Here is a 13,182-nt window from a genome sequence, read left to right on the forward strand (position 1 = left end):
GCCCATCATGAATCACGGTCTTGAGCAGGAGCAGCAGGAGCAGCAGGGGCAGCAGGGGGCAAGGGCGGGGGCGGAACCGCGTCCCACCACGGTCGTCCGGCGCGGGCCGCTGAGCTGGGTGCAGGAGTGGCACTGGTTCGAGCGCACCATCCCCGCGCCGCGCCGCGTGAACCCGACGCCGAACGCCGACCACTGCCACGTACCGCCCCCGGCCACCATCGCCGACATCCGCGCGGCGCTCGCCTGGCTCACGGCCCGCCACGAGGCGCTGCGCACCACGGTCGATCCGCTCCGCCCGGTGCAGTACGTCCACCGCGCGGACTGGGCCCCGCTGCCGGTCGACTACGTCGAGGTCCCCGGCATCGGAGCCGACGCCGACGCCGATGCCGACTCGCTGGAGGCCGCCACTGCGGCACTGGCCGCCTGCCCGATCGATCCCGAGCGCCGCCCGCCCTGGCTGGCCAGGGTGCTGATCGAGGCGGGGAAGCCGCGCGCGGTCCTGGTGACCGCCCATCACCTCGTGATCGACGGGTGGGGGCTGGCGGTGCTGATCAATGAGCTGTACGGGCGGCTGTGCGGCGACGCGGCGCCGGCTCCCGCCCCCGCACATCCGCTCGACGCGGTCGCCGAGCAGCCCTTGGAGCGCGCCCGCGCGGCGGAGCGCGAGTGGCTCACGCGTCTGGCGGCCAACCCGGCCAATGTGCTGGCCCCGTTCGGCGGAACGCCGGGCGGTGGCGGCCGGCACCGGCTCCAGTACCGCTCGGCGGCCGCGTACGACGACCTCGACCGCGTCGCGCGGCGCTGCGGGGCCAGCCCGGAGGCGGTCGTGCTCGCGGCGCTGGCCCACGAGGTCGCCGCCCGTACCGGCGAACACCGCCTCCTCGCCTCCGTGGTGGTCTCCAACCGGGCGCGGGCCGCTCACCGGAGCAGCGTCGGCGTCCGGGCCCTGACGGTTCCGGTGCAGCTCGATCTCCGTCCGGGCGCGGAGTTCGGCGAGGTCGTCGACTCCGTCGTCGCCGCCTGCGCCGCGGCCTACCGGCACGGCCAGTACCGCCCCGCCGAACTGGTCGCAGCCCAGGCCCGTATGGACCGTCGCCGCGGCGTCGTGGCCGTGCCCGCCATCGAGTACAACTGCTACTCGTGGCCACGCGACTACCTGGCCCCCGTACGGAACGCCCCGCCGGACGGGTCCGTCGCCTGGATCAGCAGCGCGGCCGACGAGCCCTGCGAAACGCTCTACGTCGACCTGAGCCGCGACGCGGGCGTCGTCACCCTCGATGTCACCGTCGGGGACCATCTGCTCGACGCCGGGCAGGCCGCCGCGTTGCCCGCCCGGCTGTGCGGTCTGCTGCGCGCCCTCGCCGAGGGCGCCGCGTGCCCGGTGCCCGCACTCCCGCTCGTACCGGCCGCTCCTGGGTGGTGGCGCGCCCCGCAGGGGTGGGCGTGCTTGCCCACGGCGGAGGCCGTGTTGCGCGAGCACCCGGGCGTGCTCGACGTTTCGGTGGCACCCGGCGGGGGCGGCACCGGGGCGGGAGAAGGCGCCGCGCCGCACCTCGTCGCGTACGCGCGTGTCGCACCCGGCGTCTCCCCCGGCGACCTGCACCGCCACGTCCTGGACCGCCTCGGCGAGGAGCCCGGCCTCCTGGCCCCGGACCGATACGTGCTCTCGCTCTCGCTCTCGCCGAACGGCTCCGATCTGCCCCTCGGCCTCCCCCAAGTCGGCTGCCCCGCCGATCAGTTACGTACCGCCGTCGGTGGCGCTGAGGTACCGGCGATCCCGTCGCGCGGACCCGCTACCGACGCCGAAAGGGCGCTCGCCGCCGCCGTGGCTACGGTGGGCGGTGGCGGGCCGCCGGACGGTACCTCGGCCGATACAGAGAAGGACATACGGGACGGCGCGTGGGCCAATGCATCGGCCGGCCCCGCGGCCGTGGACATGAACCGCTGTCTCGCCGATCACGGAGTCACCCTGGCCGCCATTCCCCGGCTGCTGGCGCTGCTCCAGCGGTCCGGTCTCACCGGGATCGCGTCCGACGAGCTGGCCGGAACGGCCTCGCTCGGCCACCTCGCCGCCGCCCTGGAGCCCTTGCCGCCCCGCGCCCCTCATGGACATGGAGGAGACCTCTCACCATGACCGCGTCCCCCGCCCCCACTCCCGCCCCCGCGCCGTCCGCGGACCGGCTGGCCCCGTGGGCCTTCGCCGCCTTCGTCGAGGCGAATACGCACGACACGGCGTACCGCCCGCCGGTGGTCGACGGCCCCGTCGGCCCGACCATCGTCCGCAACGGCCGTGAACTGGTGAACTTCGCGAGCATCAGCTTCCTCGACCTGGAGCGCCACATCCCCCTCCAGCGGCATTTCGCGGAAGGGGCGCGCGCTCACGGCCTGAGCACCAGCGGTTCCCGGATGACGCAGGGGATCTGCCGCCCGCACCATGTGCTGGAGGAGACGATCGCCCGCCACACCGGCAAGGAACGGGCGATCAGCTTCGCCACGGGGCTGCTGGCCAACATCGGTTTCGTGCACGCCATGAGCAGTGCCGCGCACTTCGACACGGGCATCGAGGTACGCAATCGCGACACGGTCTTCGTCGTCGACCGGGATGTCCACTGGAGCATCTGGAAGGGCCTCGAAGGGCTCGGCTACGGCCGCCGCGTCCACGCGTTCCGCCACAATGACGTCGCCGACCTGGCGCGCGTCCTGGAGCGGCGCCGCGCCCCCAAGACCGTGGTGATCGCCGAGAGCCTGTACTCGGCCGACGGGACCATGGGGCCGATCGTGGAGATCCTCGACGAGTGCGACCGGTACGGCGCCGTCAGCATGATCGACGACGCGAACGGCTTCATGGTGTACGGGCCCGAGCACCGCCCGTACGCCCGGGAGGCGGCGGCGATCCGGGAGCGGGCCGACTTCGTCATGGTCTCCCTGTCGAAGGCCATCGGTCTGGAAGGCGGCGCGATCGCCGGGCCGGCGTCGGCCGTCGACGCCTTCGAACTGCTCTCCGGCACCTCGATGTTCACGGCCGCCATCCAGCCGCCCACCGCGTACACCGCCGAGCGCACCATCGACGTACTCGCCGGGAAGCCGGAGATCGTCGACGACTACTTGGCGCACGCCGCCCGCCTCCGCCGGCAGATGCACGAGGCCGGCACGCCGACGCTGCCGACCGAGTCGTACATGCTCTCCGTGCCGATCGGGAAGGACGCCGCCGCCCTTCAGATGCGGGAGTGGTTCGTCGAGGACGGCTATCTCGTACCCGTCTTCTCCTATCCGGCCGTCTCCCGCAATCAGGCGCTGCTGCGGTTGTTCCCGCACGCGGGCCACACGGAGGAGCAGATGGACGGGTTCCTGCGCACCCTGCTCGGCTACCGGCGGCGCCTCGGGGTCTGACGCTCGATCACCCCCCTGCCCAGCAACGCCCTGTCCAGCAGCACCCTGTCCAGAAGGGCTCGTCCCGAGAAGGAGGCACCGCGCCCGTGCTGAACGAGACGGAGATTCTGAGCGCCATCGCCGAGATCGTCGAGGAGGTCGCCGGCGTCGACGCCGCCGAGGTGACCGCCGGGAAGTCCTTCACCGACGACCTCGACATCGACTCCCTCCTGATGGTGGAGATCACCGTGCGGGTCGAGGACCGGTTCGAGGTGAAGATCCCCGATGACCGGTCCGCAGAGTTGAGGACCGTCGGCGACGCGGTGGCCTACATCGCCGACTACCGATGACCGCGAGAAGAAACGCAGTGCGCATCACGATGCGCCGGCGGGGCGGGCGGCGGCCATGAGCATCCTCGACCGCTTCCGGCTCGACGGCCGCGTCGCCGTGGTCACCGGCGCCTCCTCCGGGCTGGGTGTCGCCTTCGCCACCGCGCTGGCCGAGGCCGGCGCCGATGTCGCGCTCGGGGCGCGGCGCGCCGAGAGGCTGGCGGCCACGCGTACGGCCGTCGAGCGGCTGGGGCGCCGGGCCGTCGCCGTACGGACCGACGTCGCAAGCCCTGAGGAGTGCCGCGCGCTGGTCGACGCGGCGATAGGCGCGTTCGGGCGGGTGGACATTCTCGTCAACAACGCGGGGATCAGCAGTGAACGCCCCGCGGCGGAGGAGTCGCCGGAGGGGTTCCGCGAGGTCATCGACATCAATCTCAACGGCGCCTACTGGATGGCCCAGGCCGCGGGCGCGGTGATGCCGCCCGGCAGCGCCATCGTCAACGTCTCCAGCATCCTCGCCCTGGTCACGGGCGGTCTGCCGCAGGCCGCCTACTCGGCGTCGAAGGCCGGGCTCCTCGGGCTCACCCGCGATCTCGCCCAGCAGTGGACCCCCGGCAAGGGCATCCGCGTGAACGCCCTCGCGCCGGGGCTCTTCGCCTCCGCGATGACCGACGGCTACGCCGACGGCTATGTCGAGGCGATGCTGCCGCGGGTCCTCGCGGGCCGCGTCGGGGAGCCCGAGGAGCTGGCCGCGGCGCTGGTCTTCCTCGTCTCCGACGCGGCGTCCTACGTCACCGGCAGCACGCTGACGGTCGACGGGGGCACGCACATCGCATGACGGTCCCGCCGGCGGCGCAGGTGGCCCCGGGCGCCCGGGATGACGGGGCTCACGGCGGCGGGTTCCCGCGACGACAGAGGTCCACGACGCAGACGGCCGCCCACGAAGGTGCTCACGACAACGACGGAGGCCGACGATGACGACGGAACCGGCCGCCCATGCTCTCCCACGCGGGCCTTTCGGGGACCCGCACCTGCGCCGGCTGGTCGTGGGCCAGGGGCTGGCGGCCGTGGTGGACGCGCTGTTCCTCGTGTGGCTCACGCTCTTCGTCCTCGACCTGTCGGGGCCGGGGAGGGCCACGGGGTTCGTGCTGGTGGCGGTGGCGCTGCCGCGAGCGGCGCTGCTGCTCCCCGCGGGGGTCCTGGTCGACCGCGTCGGGCCCGCCCGTATCACGTCCGGCGCCGCCTGGCTCCGGGTCGCCGTCCTGGTCGCGCTCGGCGCCGTGACCACCCTCAGCTCACCGTCGCCGGCGACGGTCGCGCTGCTCGCCGGGCTGCTGGGCGTCGCCGATGCCGCGTACTTCCCGGCGGCTCTGGCTCTGCTGCCGGCCGTCGTGCCGACGGAACGGCTCGCGCGGGTCAACGGGCTGGTGCAGGGCGCGGAGTCGGGGGGCGATCTGATCGGTCCGGCGGTGGCGGCCGGGGCCATCGCCGTGGTCGGCTTCGACGCGACGCTCGGTGTGATCGCGGCGATGGCCGCGCTGGCCGCCCTCGCCCTGAGCACGCTCGTCCGCGTTGTACGGCGGGGTGGCGACGGCGCAGAGAACGGCACCGGCACGGGCCCGGACGACGGCGCCGGGAACGGCACGGGTCCGGACGACGCCCTCGGCGAGGAACGGCTCAGCAGTGCGCGGGCCCTCGGCGCGGGCTTGCGCTACGCCTGGCGGGAGCCCCTGGTGCGCGGGATGCTGGCGGCCGTCGCCGTGATCAACATCGCGGTGGTGGGTCCCGTGCTCGTAGGCGGCGCGGTCCTCGCCGACCAACGCCTCGGCGGCGCGGGGGCGCTGGGCGTCGTGCTCTCCGGTTTCGGCGCCGGCTCCCTGGCCGGTTCGCTGGTGGCCGGGTGGCGGCCGCCCGCTCGGCGCGGCTGGACCGTGGCCGGCGGCGTCGCGGCGATCGGCGCGGGCACGGCGGGACTCGCCGCGGCCACCCATGTCGTCGCCGCGACGGCGGTCGCCTCGCTCGTCGGCCTCGGCTCCGCGTTCCTCGGCGTGGTCATCGTGGCCACCTTGCAGGAACGCGTGCCGGAGCGGCTGTTGGGCCGCGTGCTCAGCCTCGTCGTGCTGGCCACGGTGGCGTTCGACCCGTTCTCCTACGTACTCGCCGGCGTCCTGCTCCCGTACGGCACGACGACGCTGTTCCTGGTCTGCGGCGGCGCCGTCCTGGGCTGCGCCGTCCTCGTCGCCGCGAGCCCGGCGATCCGCTCGCTGCGCTGACCGGCCGGCCCGCGTGCCCGCGCCCGTCCGTGTCCGCGCCCGTCCGTGTCCGCGTGCGTCTCCGCACCCGCGCCCGTGTCCGTTTCCCTGCCCGCGCCCGGTCAGCGACCGGCAACGCCCCGGGCGCGGCCCCTCAGTTCAGACCCTTCGTCTGCTTCTGGAGGTCCTTGAGCATGTTCATCAGGTCGACGGTCTCGTCGGCCGGCGGGGCCTGCACGGCGGCCTTGGTGCCGTAGTCGGAGTACTTCGCGGTGATGTTCATCGCGCCCTCCGACGAGTCGATCCGCACGTCCATCTTCACCGGGTAGTCGTCCCTGTTGACCCAGACGTCGAAGTCGTAGCCCTTGATGCCCGTCTTCTTCACGTTCGCGAGCAGCTTCTCGCGCTGCTCGGGCGTGAACGCGGAAAGGCTCTTCCTGGCCTTCAGCGCGTCCTCGACCGGCAGCAGGCCCTTGTAGTGCTCGGCAGGGGCGCCGTCGACTTCGCCCGGGCCCAGGTGCTGGATCTTCGGCGCGTTGAGCAGCAGCGCCAGTTGCTGGGCCGGGTCCTGGTTCATGTCTTCCATGCTCGCGGTCATCTGCTTCATGACCTGCGCGTCGCCGGCGCCCTTCGCGGCGGCCATCAGGTCGAGCTTGGCCCATTTCTTGCCGTTGAGCTCCTTGGCCGACGCCCCCATGTCGATGTACATGACGTCGCCCAGCCAGATCACGCGCGACTTGTCGGGCTGACCGGCGACGCCGCTCTTCTTGTCCGTGCTCACGACCATGTCCATGGCCATCGGGTCCCAGCCCATGACGCCGGACATCTTCGTGGTGCCGCCGCCGTCCATCGCCGCCGGTGTCGCCAGCGTCATCACGACCTTCGCGGACTTCGCCGCCGAGGTCTTCTTGTACGCCGCCGTGATCGCCTGCGCCGGTTCACGCTTCTCCGCGCCCCGCTGGGAGCCCTGGCTCCCCTTGTCGGCCTCGGCCTTGTCGGTCTTCTCGGCGCCGACGACCTTTCCCGCCTTGTCCGCCTTGCCGTCCTCGTCCGAACCGCTCTGGCAGCCCGTCACACCCGCCAGTACCGCCACCGCGGTCAGCGAGACCCCCACGCGCCGCATCGTGCTCTTCCGCATGCCCCACCCTTTTTGTCACTCAAAACCATCTATGCAACGCACCGTAATGCACTGGTCTGACATTCCACGAAGCAATTTCCCGACCAGCACCAGCCGGCACCGCTCCCCGCGGCCACCAGGTCCTCACCCGGTCGGCTGCCTGAGCACGTCGTTCGCGCTGGCCGTTGGGGTGATGCGGCGGGTGGGAGCGGCGGGGCGGCACGGCTGGGATGGCGGGGTGGCTGAGGCTGGGGCAATGGCCACTGACCGTAATGCCGTACCGAGACGCCGCTTCCTCACCGGTTGCGGGGTGGGGCTGCTCTCGCTGTCCGCCGTCGCGCGGGCTCATGCCGCGGAGGGAGCCGCGCCTCCCGTGCCGGAGCGGCCGGAACGTACCGTACGCGCCGGGGCCAAGACGCTGGCCCTCACCTTCGACGACGGGCCCAGCCCGCTGTATACGCCGCGGGTGCTGGCCGTCCTGGCCCGGCACGGCGTGCGGGCGACGTTCTTCATGCTGGGTGCCAATGTCGCGAAGTACCCCGAGACGGTGCGCCAGGTCGCCGCGGCCGGGCACGCGATCGGCAACCACAGTTGGTCGCACCCCGACCTCGGCGCGTTGCGCCCCGCGCAGGTCCGCGACCAGATCCGGCGCACCCAGAACGTCATCGGGCGGACCGCCGGCCGGAAGCCTGTGCTCTTCCGGGCGCCCGGCGGCCACTTCGCCCGCGCCGCCATGGCCGAGTGCGCCGCGCTCGGGCTGCGGCCCATCTCCTGGTCGGTCGACCCGGAGGACTGGTCCAACCCGGGCAGCCGCGTCATCGCCGACCGCGTGCTGGCCAATGCCGGTACGGGCTCGATCGTCCTCAACCACGACGGCACCCTCAGCGGGAGCGACGTCCCCGAGCACGAGGGGCTCGCGGACCGTACCCAGACGATCGAGGCGCTGAAGGTCTATCTCCCCCGCCTCAAGGCCGCCGGGTACCGCTTCACCACGCCCGACGCGCATCCAGCGGGGTGACCTCGCGGGCGGGCGGCCCGGCCCCCGCCGTCGACAGGCGAATAACGAATGACGGCATCGTGAACGACGGAAAGGCGGTACGACCATGACGGGCGCGATCCTCATCACCGGCGCGGGCACCGGGTTCGGCAAGGAGGTCGCCCTGCGCCTGGCCGCGACCGGGCACCGGGTGATCGCGGGCGTGGAGATCGCCGCCCAGATCGCCGCGGTACGGACCGAGGCACGGGAGCGCGGCGCGGAACTGCGGGTGGAGAAGCTGGACGTCACCGACCCCGGCGACCGGGAGCACGCCTGGACGTGGGATGTGAACGTACTCCTCAACAACGCGGGCATCTCCGAGGGCGGTTCGACGGTGGACATCCCCGCCGACCGGCTGCGCCGCCAGTTCGAGGTGAATGTCTTCGGCCCGATTCTGCTGACGCAGGGGTTCGCGAAGAAGATGGCCGCCCGGAACAGCGGCCGGATCGTGTTCATGTCCTCGGTCGCGGGTCTGACGGTCGACCCGTTCACGGGCGCGTACGCCGGGTCGAAACACGCCGTGGAGGCGTTCGCGGACGCTTTGGACCAGGAACTCGCCGAATTCGGCGTCACCGTCGCCACCATCAACCCCGGCCCGTTCCTCACCGGCTTCAACGACACGATGTTCGAGGCGTGGAAAACGTGGCGGGACGACCCGTCCCAACGGCTCTTCGACTACTCCGAACTCGCCTTCCCCCACGAGCAGCACGACCCCGAACCGGTCTACGCGACCACCGTCGCCGTCCTCCTCGGCGAGGACACCCGCTACCGCCACGTCCTCCCCACCCCATTGGAACCCCAGATCCGCCGCCAAATGGAAAACCAATGGCAACGCCCCCTCAACGACGGCCACCGCCCCGCCCTCGTCCAAAAAGCCCACGACCTCACCCCCGCCACCCCCGCCCGCCACTGACGACAACGGGCCCCGGCCCTATGGGGCCGGGGCCCGGGTTTCGAAAAGGGGTGGAGCGGGGTGAGGGGAGGGGGCAGAGTGGGGGCCTATGGTGACACGTTTTCCTTCTGGGCCTTTGTGTACGCGTGAATCTCTCGGCGCCGAGCTGCGCGGTGTTGGTGTTCGGGCGGGTGAGACGCTGCTGGTGCATTCGTCGCTCAGTTCGCTCGGGTGGGTTTGCGGCGGGCCCGGGGCGGTGGTGGAGGCGCTGTTGGATGTGCTGGGGGCGGCGGGGACGCTGGTGGTGCCGGCGCATTCCGGGGAGAATTCGGACCCGTCGCACTGGAGCAATCCGCCGGTTCCCGAGGAGTGGTGGCCGGCCATTCGGGCCTCGATGCCGGCGTATGACGCGCGTACCACGCCGACCTTCGGTATCGGCGTCATCCCGGAGACCGTACGCAATTGGCCGGGGGCGGTGCGCAGCGCTCATCCGCAGACCTCATTCGCCGCTATCGGACCGCTGGGTTCGGCCATCACGGACGGGCACGCGCTGGACTGCCGACTCGGGGAGCGGAGCCCATTGGCCCGGCTGGAGGAGGCGGGCGCGCGCGTTCTGCTGCTGGGAGCCGACTTCGAATCCTGTACGGCTTTCCACCTCGCCGAGTGCCGGGTTCCCGCGGCGGAGGTCGACAATTCCTTCGCGGCCATGACGCCGCTCGGACGCCGGTGGATGACCGTACGGGACACCGGCATCAGCGGGGCGCGCTTCGACGAACTCGGCGCGGACTTCGAGAAGGAACGGCCGGTGATCAGGGGCACGGTCGGCGCGGCCGAGGCCCGGCTGTTTCCGCTGGCCGACGCCGTGGCGTACGCCCGGACCTGGATCACGCGCCACCGGCCGTACGTGCCCGAGCCCTGAAAAGGCCCCGGCCCGCCCCGGCGCCTACGATGGCGCCATGGCCCCGTTCCTGATCGAGCGCCGCAGCCGCCTGCCGGTGGACGAGGCTTGGCGGCGGCTCACCCACTGGGAACGGCACGCCGTGTCCGTACCGCTCACCCGCATCACCGTGACCACCCCGCCGCCGAGCGGCACCGGCACCCGGTTCACCGCCCGTACCCGCCTCGGCCCCCTCGCCCTCGACGACCCCATGGAGGTCGTCCGCTGGCAGCCGCCCACCGGGCACGGCCCGGGCCGCTGCCGGCTGGAGAAGCGAGGCAGGGCGATCACCGGCTGGGCCGAGATCGAGGTGTACGGGCACGGGGCCGGCTCACGCGCCCGCTGGACCGAAGAGCTGCGCATCCGCGGCGTGCCGCGCGTCTTCGATCCCCTGACCGCCTGGGCCGGGCGGCTCGTCTTCGGGAGGGCTCTGCGCCGGCTGCTCGACGGCTGAAGGAGGCGGCGGCTCCCGCCGCCCCCTTCCCCGTACGTGCGTACCGCTCAGAGCCTGTGTCATATCCCTGGTCGGATCAGCGCACGGCGTCTGGTGCGTGCGATCGCAAGGCGCCGGAAGGTCCTCGAGTGGGGCCTCCCCTGCTTGAGCGGAGCCGAGAGCTCGGGGAAGGAGCTACTAGGGCATTTCGGCAACGCCGCCGGGGGCACCTCCCAGCGGTAGCTGGGGGAGTGCGTGCCAGGCGTCGGGCGCCCGGCCAGGGATATGACCTCCGGCATCCACGCCATCGCCGCCCGGAAGTGCTCCGAGTTGACGTGCTTCTCGCCCGCCTCGCTGTCCTTGAACGCCTCCAGGAGGACGAACTGGTTCGGGTCCTCCACGCTCTGCGACCACTCGAAGAACACGTTCCCCGGCTCCGCCCGGGTGGCGCGGGTGAACCCCTCGACGCGCGGCAGCCACTCCTCGGCGTACTCGGGGCGGACGGTGAACTTGACGTTGATGAGGATCATGGCGCTGCTCCTTCGCTGCTCGGCGGGCCGGCCGCCGGGTCGAATGGGAAGCCCCCAGCGTGCCGGGTACGGTACCGGGCCCGGAAGCGCGGACCCCGCCGATTCCGGCCCTGCCGGAAAACCCGCCGCTTTCGGGCGCCGCCGGACGGCTCCGCCGGGCTCTGCCGCGGCAGTGACGGCAGCCGCGACGGGCTGCGGTCGGCGCCCGCCGATCGGGCGGTGCCACAGCCGGTCCCGGCCGGGCGCCCCCTCAGCTCAGCGCCGTCGCCCTCGCCCGCAAGTGGTCGTGGAGGCCGCCGTGCGGCTCCGCCGGCGGCAGCCACTCCTTGCGGAGCTTGGCCACGCACGTGTAGTTGCTGTCGCAGACGTTGGCGAGCGGGGATTCGACGGCTTGTGTCACGACCTGGTAGGCGTCCAGTTCGCTCAGGCCGTAGTCCCGCGCGAGCCACTGGATCAGATCGAGCTGGGAGATGCGGAAGGCGTCCTCCAGGGGGCGCGCGGAACCCGTCGAGATGATGTGGGTGTCCGACTCCAGGCGCGGCCAGGGGGTGGCGACGCCCTTGAGCAGCTCCACGATGACGACGCTGTGCATCGCCGTCTCGACCGCCACCCCGCACGTCTCCCCCTCGCCCTGGCGGGCGTGGCCGTCGCCCAGGCTGAAGAGGGCGCCTTCGACGTTGACGCCGAGGTAGCAGGTGACGCCCGCGCGCATCTCGGGCGTGTCCATGTTGCCGCCGTGGGCGTCCGGGACCAGGGCGGAGCGCACCTCCAGATTCGCGGGTGCGACGCCGACCGTGCCGTGCATGGGGTCCATGGGGAGGGTGAGCTCCAGCTCGCTGTCGCGGGCCGTGAAGCGGCACTGGCGGCGCTCGCGGTCCAACTGCCAGATCCAGACGGCCTCGGGGAGCGGCGGGTGCAGGGCGGCGGTGGCGTGGGTGGCCGTCAGGGCGCCGAAGAGCGGCACGGTGGTGGAGGCGGCCCAGTCGCGGCGGGGCTCGATGGAGACGAAGTGCACGGCGAGGGTGTCGCCGGGCTCCGCGCCCTCCACGTAGAACGGCCCGGTCTGCGGGTTGACGAACGGGAACTCGCAGACCTCCGAGACCAGGTCTTTGTCCGTCCGTACCCGGCCGCCGAAGCAGTCCTCGGTGAAGACGTCGAGCACGGTGCCGGGCGCGATGCGGGCCACCGGCGCGGCGCCGCCGAACGTCCAGGCGTAGTCCTGTTCGCCGGGCCGGACGGTCACGATTCGGGGGTCTGCGACGGGGTCGTTCATACGGGCTCCTGGTCACGGTGTGCGGGGCCGGCGGGAGGGACCGGGACGGACGGGAGCGTCGCAGGGGCATCGCATGGGTTACGCCTCCGCCTCACGCCGCTCCTGCCCCTTCTGTCGCTCTCGCCCCTCTTGTCTGTCTGTTCCCTCTGTCTTCCCCCGTTCATCTACGCACCAAGAGCGTATGGAGGCAGCACCGGTTGCGGAAGACGCCGTACTCCTCCCGGCCCATGCCCGGCATCACGCGGCGGCCGGGGCCGGGTACGCGCCGCTCAGCAGGCGGCCCGCGTCGGGAACCACCGTCGGCAGGCCCAGCTCGGTGAGGACGCGGTGGACCGTGGCCGTCGCCGCGGAGAGGACCGGCAGCCCCGAGGCGTCCTCCACATACTGGATGGCCGACAGCGAGGGCATCTGCACACATGCGGAGAGGACGATCGCGTCGGCCCCGGTCAGGTCCAGGCGCCGCCAGTGCTCGCGCAGCGCGTCCGGGTCGAGGCGGGCCACCGCGAGGTTGTCGGGGACCTCCAGGCTCAGCGCGTCCACGACCTCGGTCCCGGCGTCCTCCAGATAGCCGGTGACCATGGCGGTGAGGTCCTTCATGTACGGGGTGACGACGGCGACCCGACGCGCGCCGAGGGCCGCGATGCCGCTCAGCAGAGCCCCCGCGCTGGAGACGACCGGGGCCTCGGAGCCCTGCCCCCGCAGCGCAGCCGTGATCTCGGCCTCCGCCGCACAGTGGTGGCCGGGGCCCTGCGCCATGATCGCCACCAGGCAGGCGGAGGCGACGACGTCGGGACGGGCATCGGCGAGTTCGAGGGCGGCGCGTTCCGTCTGGGCGTTCATATCGCGTAGCTGCTCGGGGGTCACGCGCCGCATCCGGGTGCGGCTGCTGTGGAAGACGAAGTGGTCGTCCGGCCGTACGCTCTCGCGGGACCGCAGCATCCGCGGCAGCTCGGTCTCCATGGTGAGGTTGGAACTGGGCACGATCATGCCTATGTGATGGGTCGTCATTCTTCT

At 72.4% G+C, this 13,182-nt stretch carries 12 protein-coding genes and 1 pseudogene; 9 read left to right on the forward strand and 4 right to left on the reverse strand.

All coding sequences use genetic code 11. The features are described 5' to 3' along the window. Positions 1 to 7: 7 nt before the first annotated feature. The 5 genes from IF55_RS26045 (at position 8) to IF55_RS26065 (ending at position 5,971) form a co-directional block, all read left to right on the forward strand. Positions 8 to 2,134: a condensation domain-containing protein gene (locus IF55_RS26045; RefSeq protein ID WP_078645207.1), complete on the forward strand. Its 2,127-nt coding sequence runs from the start codon at positions 8 to 10 to the stop codon at positions 2,132 to 2,134. Continuing rightward, on the forward strand, positions 2,131 to 3,390 hold the full coding sequence (locus IF55_RS26050) for an aminotransferase class I/II-fold pyridoxal phosphate-dependent enzyme (protein ID WP_030885449.1): 1,260 nt from the start codon (positions 2,131 to 2,133) through the stop codon (positions 3,388 to 3,390). The genes IF55_RS26045 and IF55_RS26050 overlap by 4 nt, the downstream gene beginning before the upstream one ends. An 86-nt stretch (positions 3,391 to 3,476) precedes the next feature. Further along, positions 3,477 to 3,719, forward strand: coding sequence for an acyl carrier protein (locus tag IF55_RS26055; RefSeq protein ID WP_030885454.1), 243 nt, complete (start codon positions 3,477 to 3,479; stop codon positions 3,717 to 3,719). A 55-nt stretch (positions 3,720 to 3,774) separates the two neighbouring features. Further along, positions 3,775 to 4,536, forward strand: coding sequence for an SDR family NAD(P)-dependent oxidoreductase (locus IF55_RS26060; protein WP_030885461.1), 762 nt, complete (start codon positions 3,775 to 3,777; stop codon positions 4,534 to 4,536). Positions 4,537 to 4,672: 136 nt separating this feature from the next. Next, positions 4,673 to 5,971 carry an MFS transporter gene (locus IF55_RS26065; RefSeq protein WP_030885464.1) on the forward strand — a complete coding sequence of 433 codons (1,299 nt, stop codon included), beginning with the start codon at positions 4,673 to 4,675 and terminating at the stop codon, positions 5,969 to 5,971. Between the two features lie 133 nt (positions 5,972 to 6,104). Here the strand turns inward: IF55_RS26065 and IF55_RS26070 are convergent, their stop codons facing one another. Beyond that, complete coding sequence (locus IF55_RS26070; protein ID WP_030885466.1) at positions 6,105 to 7,088, reverse strand: SCO4651 family lipoprotein; 984 nt, start codon at positions 7,086 to 7,088, stop codon at positions 6,105 to 6,107. 235 nt (positions 7,089 to 7,323) lie between these two features. On the opposite strand from IF55_RS26070, the gene IF55_RS26075 reads away from it, so the two are divergent. The 4 genes from IF55_RS26075 to IF55_RS26090 all read left to right on the forward strand — a co-directional run bounded on the left by IF55_RS26075 (position 7,324) and on the right by IF55_RS26090 (position 10,386). Then, positions 7,324 to 8,085: a polysaccharide deacetylase family protein gene (locus IF55_RS26075; protein WP_157854428.1), complete on the forward strand. Its 762-nt coding sequence runs from the start codon at positions 7,324 to 7,326 to the stop codon at positions 8,083 to 8,085. Positions 8,086 to 8,170: 85 nt separating this feature from the next. Continuing rightward, on the forward strand, positions 8,171 to 9,016 hold the full coding sequence (locus tag IF55_RS26080; RefSeq protein ID WP_030885471.1) for an SDR family oxidoreductase: 846 nt from the start codon (positions 8,171 to 8,173) through the stop codon (positions 9,014 to 9,016). An 88-nt stretch (positions 9,017 to 9,104) separates the two neighbouring features. Continuing rightward, positions 9,105 to 9,914 carry an AAC(3) family N-acetyltransferase gene (locus IF55_RS26085; protein ID WP_030885473.1) on the forward strand — a complete coding sequence of 270 codons (810 nt, stop codon included), beginning with the start codon at positions 9,105 to 9,107 and terminating at the stop codon, positions 9,912 to 9,914. A 37-nt stretch (positions 9,915 to 9,951) separates the two neighbouring features. Then, a complete protein-coding gene (locus tag IF55_RS26090; protein WP_030885477.1) occupies positions 9,952 to 10,386 on the forward strand; it encodes an SRPBCC family protein in 435 nt (144 codons plus the stop codon). Between the two features lie 260 nt (positions 10,387 to 10,646). Here IF55_RS26090 and IF55_RS40795 read toward each other — a convergent pair. From IF55_RS40795 to IF55_RS26105, 3 genes and pseudogenes are all read right to left on the reverse strand, one after another. After that, positions 10,647 to 10,895, reverse strand: a pseudogene (locus tag IF55_RS40795) (putative quinol monooxygenase); the annotation flags it as partial. 250 nt (positions 10,896 to 11,145) lie between these two features. Continuing rightward, on the reverse strand, positions 11,146 to 12,168 hold the full coding sequence (locus IF55_RS26100) for an acetamidase/formamidase family protein (protein WP_030885485.1): 1,023 nt from the start codon (positions 12,166 to 12,168) through the stop codon (positions 11,146 to 11,148). A gap of 237 nt (positions 12,169 to 12,405) precedes the next feature. After that, positions 12,406 to 13,176 carry a maleate cis-trans isomerase family protein gene (locus tag IF55_RS26105; RefSeq protein ID WP_030885488.1) on the reverse strand — a complete coding sequence of 257 codons (771 nt, stop codon included), beginning with the start codon at positions 13,174 to 13,176 and terminating at the stop codon, positions 12,406 to 12,408. Positions 13,177 to 13,182 lie beyond the last annotated feature (6 nt).

It is taken from the genome of Streptomyces varsoviensis (assembly GCF_000718635.1).
In the GTDB taxonomy this organism is placed as follows: Bacteria; Actinomycetota; Actinomycetes; order Streptomycetales; family Streptomycetaceae; genus Streptomyces; species Streptomyces varsoviensis.